Origin of the sequence: Clostridium sp. FS41 (assembly GCF_000954015.1) — a bacterium.
In the GTDB taxonomy this organism is placed as follows: domain Bacteria; phylum Bacillota; class Clostridia; order Lachnospirales; family Lachnospiraceae; genus Enterocloster; species Enterocloster citroniae.
On sequence record NZ_JYHN01000069.1, the window covers coordinates 168305 to 185206 of the forward strand.

A 16902-nucleotide genomic window follows, 5' to 3' on the forward strand; every position below is an offset into this window, starting at 1 on the left:
TGCCAGAAAAATATTTGTGCCTGTCTGACTGCTCCGCTTGCAAGGGCGGAGACTGCTGATCCGATATGAGAAGAGGAGCAGCCAGACAGGTGCAATGATGTTTCAAGCAGGCTCCAACGGGGGGAATGACAATATATTTACAGTTTGGAGGTATACCTTTATGGCAGATACCATTATGCACGTACTGCTTGTAATCTTAGCCATTGCAGTGGTCGTTCTGGTTGTTCTCTATTTTCTGGGGAACAGGCTGCAGAAGCGTCAGCTGGAGCAGCAGCAGCTCATAGACGCGGCTGCCCAGACCGTATCCATCCTGGTGATTGACAAGAAGAAGATGAAGATTACCCAGGCCGGACTACCAAAGGCAGTGACTGACCAGACGCCAAAGTACATGCGTTGGGCAAAGGTACCGGTGGTCAAGGCTAAGATCGGTCCTAAGGTCATGACTCTCATCGCGGACGGACGGGTGTTTGAATCCCTGCCCATCAAGACAGAGGCCAAGGTTGTGATCAGCGGTATTTACATCACCCAGATCAAAAGCGTGCGCGGGGGCGCGATCCCGACTCCTCCCAAGAAGAAGGGGTTCTTTGCCAGATTCAGGAAGAACAAGTAAACAAAAAGAAGCGGCCAAACCGCTTCTTTTTTATTTGCCTTTATACCATTTGCCTTCATACCGCTGCTTACCATTCCTGCACATTCCCGCATCATCAGCCCATATACTTTAATTAGCGGACATCTGTGTGTAGGAACCGGCACATGACTGGACATCCAGCCGTATGCTGCAGTCCGACAGATGCTCGTAGTTGATGTCCAGGGAGTAGTCAATATCCACCTTCAGGCTGTCAGGCTGTTCCTTGATCTTTATCTTGTTTGCCTGGATCCCCACCACCATATCCCCCAGGGGGGTAGTATAGCAGGACAGGTTTTTCTTGTTCTTCTCAAACTGCATATGGGTGTTGGCGATTCCCTTTTTGATGATATCCATCCCCACCGGGGATATCTTGATCACGTTCTTCACCTTGCCCTCAAAGCCTTCCATCACTTCATCATAGAGGATGTAGTGCTTTCCATTCTTCTGATAGTAATCACCCCTTACTATCATCTCGACGTCTGAGTCCTCTTCGTCCATCATCTGGATACCGCTGATAGTGATCAGCACATCTTTCGTCATAGTTCTTCCTCTTTTCCTCGCCCGTCACCTGTGCCTGTCTTACAGCCGTTTACGTGCAAACGCATTTCGCCTGCCCAGCGAGGTCCTTATGAGCTTAGTATCGTCAAAGTTTCCATTATGCATAGCGTTCCATGCCATGGGACAACAGCTTTTCCACCAACTGGTCCTTGCTGATCCCCCTGGCCTCCCACAGCATGGGGTACATGCTGATGGCTGTAAATCCGGGCATGGTATTGATCTCGTTAAAGACCACCTCGCCATCGTCCTTTACAAAGAAATCCACGCGGGCCAGACCGTATCCGTCCACTGCCCGGAATATATCCATGGCAGCTCTGCGCACACGCTGGGCGGCCCCGTCCGGGAGTTCAGGATCTGTCACGGTACGTGAGTCCTCGTTAAAATACTTGGCATCAAAGTCATAAAACTCTGCGGCTGCCAGGATCTCTCCCACGCCTGAGGCTTCCACCGCACTGGCGCCTCCTCCGAACACAGCGCATTCAATCTCCCGTCCCACAATGGTCTCTTCCACCAGTATCTTCCTGTCATGGCGGGCCGCCTCTGTAAGTCCGTCCATCAGCTCCCGCCTGTTGTCAGCCTTGCTGATGCCCCTGGAAGAGCCTGCATTGGAAGGCTTGATGAACACGGGATAGGGAAAGTGCTTTTCAATCCGTTCCGCCACCTGGTCCATGGCAGACAGTTCTTCCCTGTACACCGCCTCGTATTCCGCCTGGCGTATTCCCAGGTCCGACACAATGATTTTTGTATACAGTTTATCCATGGATACTGCCGAAGCCAGAACACCGCAGCCCACGTAGGGAATCCGGGCCAGTTCCAGAAGTCCCTGGATGGTGCCGTCCTCGCCATACAGCCCGTGAAGGACGGGGAACACGACATCCAGCTTCACCTCTTCTATCTTATCTCCATCCATCAGGATCATGCACTTCCTGGTAGCATCCGGCGAAAGCAGGGCTGTCACAGTACCTCCTCTCCAGGCACCAGTCTTCACATCATCCAGTGAGTCCGCCTTGATCCAATGTCCTTCTTCTGTGATGCCTACCAGCAATACATTGTAACGTGTTCTGTCTATGTGCTCTATAACATTGGCAGCCGACATACAGGACACAATGTGCTCTGATGACTGTCCGCCAAATATAACTGCAGCTGTTAGTTTGCTCATGTCAGTCTCCTTTTAGTCCGCAAAAAATGCGCTTGGTTCATGATTATAGTATATCATATGTGGCAATAATTACAAACAGAAATTAATTTGGCAAGTAGGGCCAATTTATCAAAAAACTTTGATTTTAGGAGGTTTTAACATATTATGAAATACAAAATCAGCCTGTGCATATCCGCACTTTGTTTTTTAACCGCATTTCTCATCACACTGGCCGGCCGCACCACCGGGGAGGAGGCCCTGGCTTCCCGCATCGCCCCGGAAATCCTTCGTTTCCATATATTGGCGGAAAGCGACAGCGCCCAGGATCAGGCTCTTAAGCTGGGTCTTAAAGGACTGGTCCTGGACTATGTCCACAGCCAGGTACCGGACAGCTCCGGCAAAGAGGAACTCATAACCTGGTTGGAAAACAATAAGACCAGCATCGAAACCATGTCCGAGGAATGGCTTTCGGACCAGGGCAGCGACCATCCGGTGACACTGGAAGTCACACAGGACTATTTTCCCACCAAGGCATACGGCGACATGGTATTTCCCTGCGGCACTTATGACGCTGTGAGGATCACCATAGGCAGCGGAAAAGGACACAACTGGTGGTGTGTCCTCTATCCTTCCCTCTGTTATACGGATTCCATCCGCGCGGTTGTGCCTGATTCCTCCAAACAGACCCTGGCCTGTCTCCTGGATGAGGATGACTATCGTTCCCTGCTGGCACAAAAAGACAAGGACGGTAAAAAAACGGAGGTCCGGGTCAGGTTCCGTTTCCTGGACCTGCTGCAATAAGTATTCCCAAATAAAATATATTAAAGCGCCTTCTGTCCGTCCAGCAATTCCTGAAGCGCCTCATCGCTCACATCGATCCACACATCCTCTTCCTCTGCATTCAGGCCCAGGTACTGGGCCAGGGTGCGGGGATCATCACTGTTGTTCCAGCGGCTGATATACCGGTCTATCTCCTCAAAGGGGATCTCCCCTGCCAGATAACGCTCCTTAAAGGTTCCTTCTTTTAATGCTTCTTTCCTGTCCAAATCTTCCTCCATTACCTTCTCCCCCGGCCTACAGCCGCGCTGTCCATTTCCTGCTCCTTGATATTGCGGGAAACCGTGATCTCCTGGTTATCAATATGCTCCCTGGCCGCGTTCTTGGCCTCCGCGATATTGCGGTTTCTCAGGGCCTTCAGAATGTGCTCATGCTCCACCAGAAGGACCTGGCGCTTATCCTCATCCTTTATGTACTCCAGGCGGTATCTGTACATCTGTTCCCGAAGATTGTTAAGCATCTGAACCAGCTTGTCGTTGCCTGTCCCCTGGTAGATCACATCATGATAATGCTCATCTGTCTCCGCAATAGCCATTGCCTCTCCCCTGGCAATGGCATTCCTGAAGCTTCCCTGGACCCGCTCCAGCTCATCCATATCTTCCTCGGACATCCTCTGACAGGCCAGTTCTATGGCCAGTTCCTCCAGGGAACGGCGCACCTCCAGCACATCCCTCAGGCTCCGCTCAGATATCTTGGCAACCTCGGCGCCCTTTCTGGGTATCATCAGCACCAGGCCTTCCAGCTCCAGTTTGCGGATGGCCTCCCTGATGGGTGTTCGGCTGACCCCCAGCTTTTCCGCCAGCTGGATCTCCATGAGACGCTCTCCCGGAGCCAGCTCCCCCTTTAATATAGCCTGCCTTAATGTATTAAATACAACATCCCTCAGCGGCAGGTACTCGTTCATGTTAACCTTAAAATTATTTTCCATTGTATCAAACCCCTTTCCTCCATGATTTGCCATGACTGATATACTCTATTACTGATTTCTTCTCACATTAAAAAAGTTAGTCAGGTAGACCTGCCTTGCAAGCTCTGAAGCCTGCCCAAACCGAAGCGCCTCATAAGCTGACTGGGCCGCTCTTGGATTGGTAAAAAGCCCGAATACGGTGGGACCGCTGCCGCTCATCATGGCGTTTACCGCCCCGTAATCCCGCATCACCTGTTCGATCTTTGCAATCACCGGATACGTTTCCCCGGTTACCAGTTCCAACACATTGCCGAATTTACCGGCCACCTCCATCAGGTCCCGGCGGCGGATCGCATCCACCATTCCGTCTATATCCGGGTGGTCTTCCGGGGCCAGCTCCATGGCATCCAGTCTCTCGTACACGGTCTTGGTGGAAACGCTGATACCCGGTTTTGCTATGAGCACCTGGCACTGTGGCATGGGAGGCAGCTCGGAGAGCTTTTCACCGATCCCCTCGGAAAGAGCGGTTCCCCGCATCAGGCAGTACGGGATGTCAGCCCCCAGCGTCACGCCTCTCTCCATCAGATCCCTGGTGGTAAGGCCAAGCCCGAACATCTTGTTCACGCCAAACAGCACCGAGGCAGCGTCCGTGCTTCCGCCTGCCATGCCCGCGGACACGGGAATGAACTTGCGCAGATGAATGGCAACCCCCTGCCTGATATGGAACTCATCCATCAGAAGCTTTGCAGCCCTGTAAGCCAGATTCTGCTCATTGGTAGGCAAATAGAACAGGTTGGTCTCAATCCGTATGCCCGGCTCGCTGGTCCGGTACAGGTCAATGCGGTCATGAAGCCCAACGGTCTGCATGATCATCCGCACTTCGTGGTATCCGTCCTGGCGCCTGCCCAGCACATCCAGGGCCAAATTGATCTTTCCATATGCTTTTAAGCGTAAATGTGTAATCATACCTGCGCTCCTCTATATGTAAATTGCTGACACTGTTCAGGACATTCATTTTCCCTCTGTTCTGAACTGTTACAAATTGTTTGTATTTCTGTTTTTATAATACATTATATTGTATACAATACTTTCAGGTTTTTTTCAAGTTAAAAATGAAAAAACCGGCAGATTTTTTTCTGCCGGCCGGAGATTATCTGCTCTTTAAATTTTCAATTGCCTTTTTCATGGCCTCATCCTCCTCACCCAGCATGGGCGTGGAATCAGAATGTACCTTGTCCTCATCTTCCTTGGGAATGTACTTCTTAAAGATCATGGTAAAAAAGTAAGAATTGACAAACGCAATCAGCGGCATTCCAAAAAGCATCAGGAGCATGGAAGCCTGGGGCAGGTAAAACAGGCTGAAATAGGAGGCGGCCACCATGCCCGCATCAATGACAAGGATGCCAATGGTCTGCAGCAGATGCCGCACCGACATAAAGAACGCGTTCATGATGGTCCGCTTTACCGGGTTATAGAACCTGGCCTGCAGTGGGAATACGTAGGTGAGGATAAACATGTAGATTAAAAGCATTCCCCCTGACACAGCGGTGAGAACTGTCTTTAACATACCTCCAAGGGCCATCTGTCCGCTGATAAAAAACCAGAAGTCCACCGACAGCACCAGTCCTGCCGCCAGCAGGATGAGCCAGATGGCAGTTGCCTGCTTAAAATTATTCTTAAAGGACCGGAAAAAGGAACGGATGGTGGAATCATCCTCATCCCTTGCCAGTTTCAGGGTTACATAATATACGGCCGTGGTGGAAGCGCCAATGGTGAACACAGGGATGGAGCAAATGATCCACAGGATGTTGAGGAGGATCAGATCTCCCAGCTTGCCTATGAACCTCCACACCGGATTGTCATAATTGAATAAACCTTGCAACATATACCGTCCTCTTCTTTCTGTAAATAGATTTTCAAACACACTTCAGAACTATTCTATCATATTAAACAGAAAATGCAAAGAGTTATAACATGCCCTACCCCCCTGCGCCATATATCAATCATTTTCATAAATTTTTAATGTGCCCCTTTTCCCATTCTATGGTATACTAACAGGAAATACCATATGAACAATACATAAAATGGAAGGAACAGCATTTCTATGTCCGTAAGAAAAGAAGCTGAGGCTGAGAAACAAAAGTTAAAGAACATGTCCTGGAAGGACAGGGCATGGTATGTATGGGAATATTATAAATTCCACATCCTGGCCCTGATACTGGCAGCCGGCGCCCTGTGGACCGTGGGCACCATGATCTACCGCCAGACTTTTACCACCCGGCTGTCCATAGCCGTCATCAATGATAGGGCGGGAACCACCAGCTCCACCGCCGGTCTGGAGGCAGGGCTTAAGGAGGCCCTTGGATGCGGCAGCAAGGACCTGATCGAATTCAACGAAGGCCTGTCTGCAAGCTTTAGTGAAGACAGCATGTCCCAGTACGATTATGCAACTCTTGCCAAGATATCCGCACTGGTGGCCAGCAGGTCACTGGATGTGGTCATAGGGGACCAGGCCTCCATTGACCACTATGCCTCCATCAATGCGTATCAGAACCTGGAGGAGTATCTGCCTCCCGAACTTTACCACAAGGTGAAGGACCATATATACCGTGCCAATGATGAACAGGGCAGCTTACAGCCCTTTGCCATTTCCCTGGAGGATACCGCCTTTGCCCAGGAGACCGGGATCCTTATGGATCCTCCCTATCTGGCGGTGATATCCAGCGCTCCGCATAAAGAAGCTGCCCTTGTGATGGTCGGGTACCTGTTTCCCTGACCGGTGGTTGGGTACCTGCATCCCCGGTTGGTGATCGGTTATCTGCTTCCCTGATTGGGGGCAGAATGCGGGTTTCTCTGATACATTCCATTCCCAGGCGTTCCGCCATCGCGCGGCTCGCCTGGTTTTTTTCATCAATCAGGGCGCACAGCCTGACATCCAGCACCTCATGGGCATAGTCCATGATGGCGGAAACAGCCTCGGCCCCATACCCCCGGCGCCTGTACGGCCGGAAAATGTGATATCCCAGCTCCAGCCACGACACGGTCCGGTCCGGATCGTTTTGGTATAAAAGCTCCTCCATCTCCTCCGGAAGCCTGGGATTGGAGACCCCGGCCATTCCCACCAGCACATCCGTCTCTTTCTCCGTCAGGGCCCAGGTCCCGTATTCGTAAAATCCATACTGCCTGTCTATGTATAGGGCCAGAAGCTCCCGGGAACGGAACACGCCCTCCTGGGCACCGTACTCCTCCTCAGGTATATGATCCGCATCCTCCTCCACAAACTCCCGTATGACCAGCCTTCCTGTGGAGGCAATGAGCCAGGGCAACCCCAGATGCCGGCGCAGCACCAGCTGTGCCAGTTCCCGGCTGGCATCCTCAAACCCGGGAATAACATAGGAAACGCCCTTTAAATACCATTTATTTTCATCTCCCTGAACGCCAATAATGGCCCTCCCGGCTGCTTGCGCTGCCAGAAGGGCCTCAGGCTCATCAGATATAATCACCGGATGGGATACTCCATCCAGTTGGATCCTATATTCGATTACCATACACGGCCTGCCTTTTACTGTTGCTTACACTGTCTCCGGTTCCGGATATGTCTCCCCAAAGGTTTCCACTGTCATGGACTTGATCTTCTGCTCCTTCATGGGACGGTCATTATAATCCGTCTGCACATCCGCGATCTTGTTCACAACATCCATACCCTCTGTCACCTTTCCAAATCCGGCATAGGCACCGTCCAGATGCGGGGAAGTGGCATGCATGATAAAGAACTGGGAGCCGGCAGAGTCCGGCATCATGGATCTGGCCATGGAAAGAACGCCTGCCGTGTGCTTTAAATCATTCTTAAAACCATTCTGCGAAAACTCTCCCTTGATAGAGTAGCCTGGACCGCCCATACCGTTTCCGTTGGGGCATCCGCCCTGGATCATGAATCCGCTGATTACACGGTGGAAGATCTTCCCGTCATAAAAGCCCTTGTTTACAAGGCTGATGAAGTTGTTAACTGTATTGGGTGCGATCTGCGGATATAACTCAGCCTTCATCACATCCCCATTGTCCATGGTAATGGTAACTACTGGATTTGCCATCTTACTATTCTCCTTTTATCAACGGCCGGATAAGGCCGGCCTTTTTTCTTTTCTAACTATAACAAATTCCGTCAGGTTTGTCCAGACGCTCCCTCAGATGCGGTCCGGTCATCCCTCTGCATTTTCCTGAAAATGCGGCACAGCATGAATACGGCAGCAATAGCCAGTACAAATTCCGCTGTAAACTGCGCATAGGCAAGGCCGTACAGGGGAAACAGCCGGTTCAGCACATAGAGGGCCGGTATCTCTAATACGATCTTTCGCAGGATGGCAAAGCTGAGGGCGGCCCGCCCCATGCCCACGGCCTGGAACACGCCCACGGCAAGGAAATCCATGCACAGAAAGGACAGTCCCAGACAAAAGCCCCGCAAAAACCGTGTGCCGTACGCAATAATGCTCTCATTGTTCATAAAGGACCGTATCAGGGTGCCTGCGCCAAAATAATATCCCAGAGATACCACGATCAGGAAGGGAAGCAGGGTCCTGACGGCAAAGATCACGGTCTCCTTCATGCGCTTATGGTTCCCGCTGGCATAGCTGTAGCTGATCAGGGGCATGATTCCCTGGGAGAATCCCATGGCCACCTGCATGGGCACCATATTGATCTTCTGGGAAATGCCCATGGCCGCCACTGCCTGTGCACCGTAAGATGAAGTAAAATTGTTCAGTATGGTCATCCCGGTCACGTTGAGAAGGTTCTGGATGGCGGCGGGGATGCCCACGCCGCACACGCCCAGCACAACGGCCTTTTGCATGGAAAATTTCTTAGGCAGGATACACACAAAGGTATTCTTTCGCCTGACATACAATAGTACAAAAAAGTAAATGCAGGCAACGCAGTTAGACAAAAAGGTGGCCAGTCCTGCTCCTGCCGCCCCCATGTCCAGTCCCCATGGAAGGATAAAAACAGGGTCCAGGATAATGTTGAGAAAGCAGCCGCTCATGGTTCCAATGCTGGCGTGGAGGGCCGATCCCTCAGAGCGTACCATGTAGGCCATGACCACGTTGAGAATGGCAGGGGCTGCCCCGAAAAGAACAGTCCACTTCAGGTATCCCAAAGTGGCTTCCATGGTGTTGGCGTCCGCCCCCAAAAGCACCAGCAGGGGATGGAGGAATACGGTGCACAGAAGGGAAAACAGAATGCCGCTGAACAGGGCGCAGTAAAACCCAAAGGCCGAACTTCTTCGGACCGCCTCATAATCCTTCCTGCCCAGCGCCCTGCTCATCATACTGGAACTTCCCACTCCAAACAGGTTGTTCACCGCATTAAAAGCCAGCAAAACCGGTGCAGCCAGCGTAACAGCCGCGTTCTGCACCGGGTTATTCATCATACCTACAAAATATGTATCTGCCAGATTATAGATCACCATGACCAGCGAACTGAGGATCGTGGGCACCGCCAGCTGCATCACTGCTTTTGGTACCGGTGTCTGCTCGAATAATATGGTCTTATTATTGTCTATCATGTCAAAACCCCCTTGCCTGAAACGCCGTCCAACCGCGGACGCCTTTTTTATTTTATCATGCCAGGGGGTATAAAACAAGATGGTTCATACTGCACTTATTAACTGTACTGTCCCTGACGGCTGTTCAGGGCCTTAAACTTTTCCAGCACCTGGTCTACCAGTTTTACGGCTCTTTGGAAGGTCTCATCCCCCATCTGATTGTAGGGGAAAATAGCCCTGTCCGCGATCCCCAGTCCCCTGTGGTTCATCACCTTCTTAAATAGCAGGGAAAAGTTGGAATCCAGATCATATAAAGGCATCAGTTCATGGATCAGCCCGGACAGTTCCATGGACCGGCGGAAATCCTTATCATTGGTAGCCTTCACCAGCGCGCTCCAAATCTCCGGCACCAGGTTTGACAGGCCCCCAATGCACCCGTTTCCTCCGGAAGTGATGTTATACAGGTACTGGTCGTCAAAACCAGAATATGTGTCAAAGGAATGCCCCCTTGCAGCCAGGCAGATGAGATTGGTGTGGTTGGGCTCCGACACGGAATCCTTGAGCCCGGCAATATTGGGATTGGCCTCAAGCAGCCTTGCCACGGTGGAAGGGGCAATGGAATATCCTGTCCTGGCCGGATAATTATATATGTAAAGGCTGCCCTTCACCGACTTTGCCAGGGTATCATAGTAGATAAATAGTTTTTCCTGGTCCATCCCGTAGTAGTATGGGCCGATTACCATAGGCCCCGCATACCCCATGTCACAGACTTCGTTGGAAAGGGCCACCGTGTCCTGGAAATTCATGCTTCCTGTCCCCGCATACAGCTCTACGCGTCCTGCGGTGTACTCCGCGTAAAAGCGGAAAAAATCACTTTTTTCCTGTCTGTCCATCCCTGTAAATTCACCCGTGGAACCCAGCACCAGAATGCCGTCCACACCTCCGTTTACAAGAAAATCGATCACCTTCTTGTTGGCCTCGTGATCCGGCTTTTCATGCTGGTCCAATACAGTTACTACAGGTGTTATGATCTTATACATTTCTTTCCTCCTCTTTGCAGGCAATTGGCCTGGGTCATAAATGTTCATAAGCGGTTTGCTTGGTGTTTTTATTACAGTGTCTTTGGTATGTATATACATACTTAGTTTGATATAACGTACATTATAATGATACGATATCATTTCCATGCCTTCTTGTCAATTCCGCCGGGATACTAAATAAGACTTTTTGAGAACTGAATAAAATTTTCTTTTTCATTTGTAGATGATGTGCAAAATGGTTTCTGCAATTCTTTGTGGAGTTTCTTGAGCAGCGTGGGAAATCCTTAGGACCGGCAGCAGGTACCTGGCTTGCGGCGTACGTCTGGGCTTACAGCGTATATCCTGGCTTGCATACACATTTTCGTGACAGACCTGCACGATTTCTGCTATAATATTATTTAAAGCGCCTTTATAGGCTGACTGTTTCGATCGTCAAACATCTCCGGCGGATATACCGGACGCCCATCAGAATCATTCCATGGGTATGAAGGACAGCAATATCATGCCGGGGTGACATGGCGGAAGCCTTTACCAACCGCCCCCATCCGCCAAGGCGGATCCGATCATTTACACACTTAAGGGAGAGATCATATGCCATCAAACCAGCACAGACCCACGGAACGCGTCCTGGACATCCTGGAACTGCTTTCCACTAATCCTGACGGAATGACCCTGACCCAGCTGTCCAGGGCGCTTAACGCACCCAAAAGCAGTATCATGCCCCTTGTGCACACCATGACATCCAGGAAATTCATCTACCAGCATAAGGACACATCCAGGTACTGTATGGGAATCGCAGCTTACTCTGTGGGTTCCTCCTACACCAATACAAAAAACGCCCTGGAATTTATCCAGAGCGAAATGAAATATATTGTTTCCCAAAGCAATGAAACCTGCCAGCTGGGAATCCAGGTGCGCAGCAATCTGCTCTATATTGCAAAAGAAGATTCCGCGGAACCTCTTAGGCTTGTCTCCTATGTGGGAAAGCAGATTCCCCTGTACTGCACCGCCATTGGCCGGGCCCTCCTTGCCCAGAAGACGAAGGATGAGATCCGGGCCCTGTATCCGGATGGGCTCACTGCCTTTACAAAAAACACCATCACGGATTGGGAGGAACTGTTCCGGGAGCTGGAGCAAACCAGAAACCGGGGATATGCCCTGGAACACGAGGAATGTATGCCCCTTTTAAACTGCGCAGGCATTCCCCTGTGCAGCAACGGCCAGGTCATTGCCGCCCTGAGCGTGTGCATCCCAACCTTCCGCTATTCCGAGGACAAGCTGCAGTCTATTATCCGGCTTTTGAAGGAATCCAAGGCAAAGCTGGAGACATATTTCCAGGGATGCGATGTGGACCTGGGAAGTATCAGCTGACCTGTTCCGGCATGCCGTAGGCGATCAGAGGATCCCCCTCTCCGATTCCAAGCCCCCTGGTCTGGTAAAGCACGATCCCATCGTACTCTGCCCTGTATTCATCCAGAAGGCTTCCCCACACATCCTTCACCTGTCCCAGCAGGGCACCTTTCTTAAAACGGTCCCCCGCCGCCAGCGCCGGATACCAGAACCCCTGTGTTTCAGCTTCAATGTAGGTCGCACGTCTGACCCGTTCCTGGGTCATCGTGTGTATCTCCCTGCCCTCCAGCACCCGGAGGCGGATTAGGATATTGCGGATATCCTGTTTATAGAGTTCCACCTCCTTATTTGTAAATATCCCTCCTCCGCCCCTCTCCATGAGAACCGAGGGGATACCGTGGATGCAGGCGCAGCTGTAGGCGCCTGTGGCGGCACCTGATCTGGCTCGGACAGCAGTATCCGTTGCCATGGCCATGGCCTCCGATGCCCGGCACACTTCCTCCCGGGCAGCTCCCGTATAATACACAAAAGGCATCACCTCCTCGCTGGTATCGCCTCCATGGACATCGATGCAGTAATCTGCCAAGCTTTGGAGTTCATGCACCATGGAATAGGCGATCTTCTCCGAAAGTGTCCCATCCTTTTTTCCCGGAAAGACCCGGTTCAGGTTCTTCCCGTCCTCAGGCACCACAAATCTGGTAAATGTCCTGGCTGCCGAAGGATTGGCAATCAAAAGGCAGATCACATTTCCATGGACCAGCTCCGGGTCCAGCTCACGGGACAGCTCCATTACGGTCTGGATGCCGATATATTCGGCCCCGTGGACTCCGGCGGATATGAGTACGGTCGCGCCCTCCTCCCTGCCGCAGATCACGGTGATGGGGAGTTTTATATCACTGTCCTCCACTTCCAGCCAAATGTTTTTCTTTTCGCCGGACACGGCCCGGTATGTCCCAACCTGTATGGATTTTATTTCCTGTCTCCCATCCGTCTCCTGTCCTGCCTTACCTTCCTGTCTCACATTTCTTTTTTCCATCAAACAGTACTCCTCTTTATTTCCGTGTATAAATTTGTGTGCGCTGGCGGGAAATCAGCCGCAAAGATGGGTCCCTGGAAGACTCCGGGAACACACTTTCATCCACAGACTGTGTCTGTAAGCTGCCAGCCCCAGGCTTCTGCCCCCATAAAAGGTCAAGTACCCGATCCACAGCCCGTCATTGCCCCAGGCATATACTCCCAGCCAGCATACCGGCAGGCACAAAAGCAGTGACCACAGTGTGGACAGAAATATCGGTCTGGTTACACTGCTGCCCGTATATACCCCGTAAACTGCCAGGCCCGCCGCTGCCACCGGAGGGTAGAGTAAACAGTATATCCCGTACTTACGCGCCAGTTCCAGTATGTGGGGTATATCTGTAAATACCATAAACATGCGGCTGCCCAGCACAAGGCATGCTCCGCTCATCGCCGCTGCCGCCAGCCAGCCCCACTGCCATGTCTTCTTCAGGATCTCCCTGAACAGGGACTGTGACCGCTGCCCGACCGCCCTTCCCGCAAATACGCTGGAACCATTGGCAAGCCCCTCAAACAGGTACGCCTGTATGGAAGTGATCTGAAGCAGGATAGCGTTAACTGCCAGGATGTCCGTACCCAGTCTGGCTCCCAGGGCTGCAAATACATTATTGTGTATTACCAGGCAGATGGTGCGAAAGAGCAGGTCCCTGTTTTCCTGTACCATGCCTCTCACACCCCGGCGATCCCAAAGTCCGCGGATATTTACGGTTCCAACCTTCCCATACCGGTACATGCAAAGCACGCCGCAAGAGCAGGTATAAACCTGGGATATGAGGGTGGCGGCGGCAACCCCCGTGATCCCTTTTCCCAGGATACATACAAACCAGTAATCCAGTGCCATATTTACAATGTTTCCGCTGATCTGCATAAACAGGGAAGCCTTCACACGGCTCTGACCCATGAGCCATCCCAGCATCACATAATTGGACATGACAAAGGGCGCTCCCCAAACCAGGATCCTAAAATACCCCTGCACATCCCCTGCCACTGCTGCCTCCGGTCCGGTCATCCACAGATATCCACGGATGATGGGTTCCTGGAACACCAGGAAGGCCGCGGAGATCAAGAGCGCAGAGAAAAGAGGCAGGAAAAAGGTGCGTTTTTTCTCCCCGTCATCCCCTGTACCCCGAACCTGGGCGCTGTGGCCTGTGGTGCTGACTCTCAAAAAGCCAAAGAGCCAGTACAAGGTATTAAACAGGTTTGCGCCCAGAGATACCCCTGCAATGGCCGGAGCATCCCCCATCATGCCGATAACTGCCGTGTCCACTGCTCCCAGCAGGGGCTGCGTTACAGTGGAGACCATAAAGGGAATGGCCACTGCCAGATATTCCCTGTGTGTCAGTGTCAGACTACTTTTTCCCATATGCGGCGTTCCTCTTCTTCCCTGGAAATGATCCCCCTGTCATCAAACTCCACAATGGAGTTCAGCAGTTTTTTGGCATAAGGATGCTCCACCTGGGAGATGCAGTCCACTTCCCGGACCTCAGCCACCCTTCCCTGATACAGAAACAGCACGTTGTGGCAAATATAGGTGACAGAAGTCAGATCATGGGTGATAAACACATAGGTTAAGTTCCGCTTTCGCTGGATCTCCTTTAACAGGTCCATGACCTGGACCTGGGTGTGGGCGTCCAGGGAACTGATGGCCTCGTCAAAAAGAATGATTCTGGGGTTCACGGCAATGGCCCTTGCAATGCAGACTCTCTGCAGCTGGCCTCCGCTGAGTTCATGGGGAAAACGGTCCCTGTACCCCATGTCCAGCCCCACCAGGTCCAGAAGATGTTCCAGCTCCCTTTCCATATCCATCTTGATTTTCTCTTTCTTTTCCCTGACTGTCAGGGATTCAGCGATCAGATCCCTGACTCTGAATCTTGGATTGGCCGATGTGGTGTAGTCCTGAAAAACCACACTCATCACGGTTTTATCCCTATTTTTCTTTCCGCCGTACAACCGGCTTCCATCCAGGTGCACGCTTCCCTTATCCGGCTTTAAAAGCCCGCACAGCACCCGGCCCAGCGTGCTCTTTCCGCTTCCGCTCTCGCCAAGAATCCCCAGGCACTCCCCCTCCTCCACATGAAAGGAAACGTCAAACAGCACCTGCTGACGCTCCGTACCGAATATCTTTTTCTGGTTCTCCCTGCGGAAACTTACATTGATGCCCTCTGCCTCGATCATATTCATATCAGATTCATCCTCCTTCCTGCCAGCGCCTCCCTGTACCTGGCCATGACAGCCCGCTTCTTTTCCACCAAAAGCCTGGTATAGGGATCCTGGGCATGTTCCATGATCTCCCGGAATGTCCCCCGGTCAGCCACTCTCCCCTGGTTCATCACCAGCACCTGGTCTGCTATCTCCGCTATAACTCCCAGGTCGTGGCTGATAAACACCATAGCTGTCCTGGCTTCCCCTTTTATCCTGACAAATTCCTTCATGATCTCATACTGGGTAATTGCATCAATAGCGGTTGTGGGTTCATCCGCAATAAGGATATCCGGCTCCATGGACATGGCAAGCCCGATCATAATGCGCTGAAGCATACCACCGCTTAACTGGTGGGGATATTTTTTCAGGACTTCCTCTGCTCCCCGTATCTGCATGGATCGTAAGACCTCAATAGAACGGGCGTGGATCTCTTCTTTCCCCATTTCAAAATGCTCCCCATATGTCTCCGCCATCTGATGACCGATGCGGTACAGAGGATCAAAGCAGGTCATGGGATTTTGCAGGATCATGGCGATCCGCCTGCCCCGGATCCGTCTTAATCCCTCCCTGCCTGTCCGGATCAGGTCTTCCCCCTGGTACACCGCCTCGCCACGGACAGAAAAGCTCTGGTCCAAAAGCCCCATGACGGCCTTTAGACTCATGCTTTTTCCGCTCCCCGATTCTCCCAGGATCCCAAGGCATTTTCCCGTATATACGTCAAAATCCACTCCCCGTATAATCTCCTGCACACGCTTTTTATAATGAAACGCCACATGCAGGTTCCTTACTGACAACACCGGCTCTGTCAACTTAACACCTCCTTTGGGTCAAGGGCATCCCTGAGGGCATCACCCAACAGATTAAATGCGGCAACCACCACCACAATGGCAACCCCCGGGGCGATCATCTGCACCGGATTGGTGGTCATCACGTTTTTTGCCTCGTTTAACATGGCTCCCCACTCAGGTGTGGGCGCCTGCACCCCCAGCCCCAGAAAGGACAGGGTGGAAATATTCAGGACGGCCCAGCCGATATCCAGGGTAGCCAGAACCGCCATCTCAGAGGCAATGCTTGGAAGCAAATGCCTGGTCAGTATAAATGTCTCTCCGCTGCCAATGCACCGGGAATACAACACAAAGTTCCTGTCTCTGTATTTCATTACATTGGTCCGTATCATGCGGGCATACCAGGCCCATTTGATCAGCACATTGGCCATGATCACATTGCGGACATCGATCCCCAGCAGGGCCACCACGGCGAAGACCATGATCTGACTGGGAAATGACATCATTACATCCACGGCACGCATGATAACCTCCTCCACCGGTCCCCGGAAATATCCGGCCAGAAGCCCCATGATGGTCCCCAGTCCAATGGTTCCCACCATGGTCACCAGTGACAGAAACAGCGTGGGGCGGATTCCATATATCATCCTGGAGAGGATACACCGGCCCAACTGGTCTGTGCCCAGGGGAAACTGACGGCTGCCGCCTGCAAACTTATTCAGGATATCATTTTCATAAGGATCATTGGGCGCGATCCAGGGGGCAAATATCCCTGTCAGCGCCACCATGAGCAGGATAACGATCATCACAACCGCCATTTTATTTTGGAACAGCCTTTTCCACATAC

Annotated in this window: 19 protein-coding genes; 4 read left to right on the plus strand and 15 right to left on the minus strand. The window is 51.8% G+C overall.

What is annotated here, in order from left to right; genetic code table 11:
* Window positions 1-160: 160 nt before the first annotated feature.
* Window positions 161-610: a hypothetical protein gene (locus tag CLFS41_RS22320; RefSeq protein WP_007866573.1), complete on the plus strand. Its 450-nt coding sequence runs from the start codon at window positions 161-163 to the stop codon at window positions 608-610.
* A 108-nt stretch (window positions 611-718) separates the two neighbouring features.
* Here the strand turns inward: CLFS41_RS22320 and CLFS41_RS22325 are convergent, their stop codons facing one another.
* Both CLFS41_RS22325 and CLFS41_RS22330 read right to left on the minus strand, forming a co-directional pair.
* Window positions 719-1168, minus strand: coding sequence for a DUF1934 domain-containing protein (locus tag CLFS41_RS22325; protein WP_007866574.1), 450 nt, complete (start codon window positions 1166-1168; stop codon window positions 719-721).
* Window positions 1169-1283: 115 nt separating this feature from the next.
* On the minus strand, window positions 1284-2345 hold the full coding sequence (locus CLFS41_RS22330) for a D-alanine--D-alanine ligase family protein (protein ID WP_045093514.1): 1062 nt from the start codon (window positions 2343-2345) through the stop codon (window positions 1284-1286).
* Window positions 2346-2489: 144 nt separating this feature from the next.
* Here CLFS41_RS22330 and spoIIR point away from each other — a divergent pair, with 144 nt between their 5' ends.
* On the plus strand, window positions 2490-3125 hold the full coding sequence (spoIIR, locus tag CLFS41_RS22335) for a stage II sporulation protein R (protein WP_045093515.1): 636 nt from the start codon (window positions 2490-2492) through the stop codon (window positions 3123-3125).
* 20 nt (window positions 3126-3145) lie between these two features.
* On the opposite strand, the gene CLFS41_RS22340 is transcribed toward spoIIR, so the two are convergent.
* The 4 genes from CLFS41_RS22340 to CLFS41_RS22355 form a co-directional block, all read right to left on the minus strand.
* Entirely contained in the window at window positions 3146-3382 is a 237-nt protein-coding gene (locus CLFS41_RS22340) for a hypothetical protein (RefSeq protein ID WP_007866590.1), read from the minus strand.
* On the minus strand, window positions 3382-4089 hold the full coding sequence (locus tag CLFS41_RS22345; protein WP_040417065.1) for a GntR family transcriptional regulator: 708 nt from the start codon (window positions 4087-4089) through the stop codon (window positions 3382-3384). Before CLFS41_RS22345 ends, CLFS41_RS22340 begins: the two co-directional genes overlap by 1 nt.
* A gap of 48 nt (window positions 4090-4137) precedes the next feature.
* Window positions 4138-5034, minus strand: coding sequence for a 4-(cytidine 5'-diphospho)-2-C-methyl-D-erythritol kinase (gene ispE / locus CLFS41_RS22350; protein WP_007866596.1), 897 nt, complete (start codon window positions 5032-5034; stop codon window positions 4138-4140).
* 184 nt (window positions 5035-5218) lie between these two features.
* Window positions 5219-5953 carry a YesL family protein gene (locus CLFS41_RS22355; protein ID WP_045093516.1) on the minus strand — a complete coding sequence of 245 codons (735 nt, stop codon included), beginning with the start codon at window positions 5951-5953 and terminating at the stop codon, window positions 5219-5221.
* Window positions 5954-6172: 219 nt separating this feature from the next.
* Between CLFS41_RS22355 and CLFS41_RS22360 the strand changes: the two genes are divergently transcribed.
* Window positions 6173-6844 carry a hypothetical protein gene (locus tag CLFS41_RS22360; protein WP_007866602.1) on the plus strand — a complete coding sequence of 224 codons (672 nt, stop codon included), beginning with the start codon at window positions 6173-6175 and terminating at the stop codon, window positions 6842-6844.
* Here the strand turns inward: CLFS41_RS22360 and CLFS41_RS22365 are convergent.
* From CLFS41_RS22365 to CLFS41_RS22380, 4 genes are all read right to left on the minus strand, one after another.
* The gene (locus CLFS41_RS22365) at window positions 6759-7616 is read right to left on the minus strand and encodes a GNAT family N-acetyltransferase (protein WP_045093517.1); all 858 of its coding nucleotides are present in this window, start codon (window positions 7614-7616) and stop codon (window positions 6759-6761) included. The two genes, CLFS41_RS22360 and CLFS41_RS22365, sit on opposite strands and share 86 nt — an antisense overlap.
* Before the next feature lie 24 nt (window positions 7617-7640).
* Window positions 7641-8159 carry a peptidylprolyl isomerase gene (locus tag CLFS41_RS22370; protein ID WP_007866607.1) on the minus strand — a complete coding sequence of 173 codons (519 nt, stop codon included), beginning with the start codon at window positions 8157-8159 and terminating at the stop codon, window positions 7641-7643.
* Between the two features lie 71 nt (window positions 8160-8230).
* Window positions 8231-9625 carry an MATE family efflux transporter gene (locus CLFS41_RS22375; protein ID WP_007866608.1) on the minus strand — a complete coding sequence of 465 codons (1395 nt, stop codon included), beginning with the start codon at window positions 9623-9625 and terminating at the stop codon, window positions 8231-8233.
* Between the two features lie 98 nt (window positions 9626-9723).
* Window positions 9724-10644 (minus strand): dihydrodipicolinate synthase family protein, encoded by a 921-nt coding sequence (locus CLFS41_RS22380; RefSeq protein ID WP_007866609.1) that lies wholly within the window; start codon window positions 10642-10644, stop codon window positions 9724-9726.
* A 591-nt stretch (window positions 10645-11235) separates the two neighbouring features.
* Here CLFS41_RS22380 and CLFS41_RS22385 point away from each other — a divergent pair.
* Window positions 11236-12015, plus strand: coding sequence for an IclR family transcriptional regulator (locus CLFS41_RS22385; protein WP_007866610.1), 780 nt, complete (start codon window positions 11236-11238; stop codon window positions 12013-12015).
* Here CLFS41_RS22385 and CLFS41_RS22390 read toward each other — a convergent pair.
* The 5 genes from CLFS41_RS22390 to opp1C are packed head-to-tail and all read right to left on the minus strand — an operon-like array spanning window position 12008 to window position 16900.
* Window positions 12008-13030, minus strand: a complete 1023-nt coding sequence (locus tag CLFS41_RS22390; protein WP_052665837.1) for a M14 family metallopeptidase — start codon at window positions 13028-13030, stop codon at window positions 12008-12010. The genes CLFS41_RS22385 and CLFS41_RS22390 overlap by 8 nt on opposite strands.
* A gap of 54 nt (window positions 13031-13084) precedes the next feature.
* On the minus strand, window positions 13085-14431 hold the full coding sequence (locus CLFS41_RS22395) for an MATE family efflux transporter (RefSeq protein ID WP_052665839.1): 1347 nt from the start codon (window positions 14429-14431) through the stop codon (window positions 13085-13087).
* The gene (locus tag CLFS41_RS22400; RefSeq protein WP_347468762.1) at window positions 14413-15249 is read right to left on the minus strand and encodes an ABC transporter ATP-binding protein; all 837 of its coding nucleotides are present in this window, start codon (window positions 15247-15249) and stop codon (window positions 14413-14415) included. Before CLFS41_RS22400 ends, CLFS41_RS22395 begins: the two co-directional genes overlap by 19 nt.
* Window positions 15246-16079, minus strand: a complete 834-nt coding sequence (locus tag CLFS41_RS22405) for an ABC transporter ATP-binding protein (RefSeq protein WP_007866616.1) — start codon at window positions 16077-16079, stop codon at window positions 15246-15248. The genes CLFS41_RS22400 and CLFS41_RS22405 overlap by 4 nt, the downstream gene beginning before the upstream one ends.
* Entirely contained in the window at window positions 16076-16900 is an 825-nt protein-coding gene (gene opp1C, locus CLFS41_RS22410) for a nickel/cobalt ABC transporter permease (protein ID WP_045093518.1), read from the minus strand. Before opp1C ends, CLFS41_RS22405 begins: the two co-directional genes overlap by 4 nt.
* Window positions 16901-16902: the final 2 nt, after the last annotated feature.

Excerpts from the sequence above, each read along its gene's own strand:
- CLFS41_RS22395 (WP_052665839.1), bottom strand. The coding sequence starts at position 14,431 with ATGGGAAAAAGTAGTCTGACACTGACACACAGGGAATATCTGGCAGTG.
- CLFS41_RS22330 (WP_045093514.1), bottom strand. The coding sequence starts at position 2,345 with ATGAGCAAACTAACAGCTGCAGTTATATTTGGCGGACAGTCATCAGAG.
- CLFS41_RS22375 (WP_007866608.1), bottom strand. The coding sequence starts at position 9,625 with ATGATAGACAATAATAAGACCATATTATTCGAGCAGACACCGGTACCA.
- CLFS41_RS22385 (WP_007866610.1), top strand. The coding sequence starts at position 11,236 with ATGCCATCAAACCAGCACAGACCCACGGAACGCGTCCTGGACATCCTG.
- CLFS41_RS22400 (WP_347468762.1), bottom strand. The coding sequence starts at position 15,249 with ATGAATATGATCGAGGCAGAGGGCATCAATGTAAGTTTCCGCAGGGAG.
- CLFS41_RS22325 (WP_007866574.1), bottom strand. The coding sequence starts at position 1,168 with ATGACGAAAGATGTGCTGATCACTATCAGCGGTATCCAGATGATGGAC.
- ispE (WP_007866596.1), bottom strand. The coding sequence starts at position 5,034 with ATGATTACACATTTACGCTTAAAAGCATATGGAAAGATCAATTTGGCC.
- CLFS41_RS22370 (WP_007866607.1), bottom strand. The coding sequence starts at position 8,159 with ATGGCAAATCCAGTAGTTACCATTACCATGGACAATGGGGATGTGATG.
- opp1C (WP_045093518.1), bottom strand. The coding sequence starts at position 16,900 with ATGTGGAAAAGGCTGTTCCAAAATAAAATGGCGGTTGTGATGATCGTT.
- CLFS41_RS22380 (WP_007866609.1), bottom strand. The coding sequence starts at position 10,644 with ATGTATAAGATCATAACACCTGTAGTAACTGTATTGGACCAGCATGAA.
- CLFS41_RS22390 (WP_052665837.1), bottom strand. The coding sequence starts at position 13,030 with ATGGAAAAAAGAAATGTGAGACAGGAAGGTAAGGCAGGACAGGAGACG.
- CLFS41_RS22320 (WP_007866573.1), top strand. The coding sequence starts at position 161 with ATGGCAGATACCATTATGCACGTACTGCTTGTAATCTTAGCCATTGCA.
- CLFS41_RS22340 (WP_007866590.1), bottom strand. The coding sequence starts at position 3,382 with ATGGAGGAAGATTTGGACAGGAAAGAAGCATTAAAAGAAGGAACCTTT.
- CLFS41_RS22365 (WP_045093517.1), bottom strand. The coding sequence starts at position 7,616 with ATGGTAATCGAATATAGGATCCAACTGGATGGAGTATCCCATCCGGTG.
- CLFS41_RS22360 (WP_007866602.1), top strand. The coding sequence starts at position 6,173 with ATGTCCGTAAGAAAAGAAGCTGAGGCTGAGAAACAAAAGTTAAAGAAC.
- CLFS41_RS22345 (WP_040417065.1), bottom strand. The coding sequence starts at position 4,089 with ATGGAAAATAATTTTAAGGTTAACATGAACGAGTACCTGCCGCTGAGG.
- spoIIR (WP_045093515.1), top strand. The coding sequence starts at position 2,490 with ATGAAATACAAAATCAGCCTGTGCATATCCGCACTTTGTTTTTTAACC.
- CLFS41_RS22355 (WP_045093516.1), bottom strand. The coding sequence starts at position 5,953 with ATGTTGCAAGGTTTATTCAATTATGACAATCCGGTGTGGAGGTTCATA.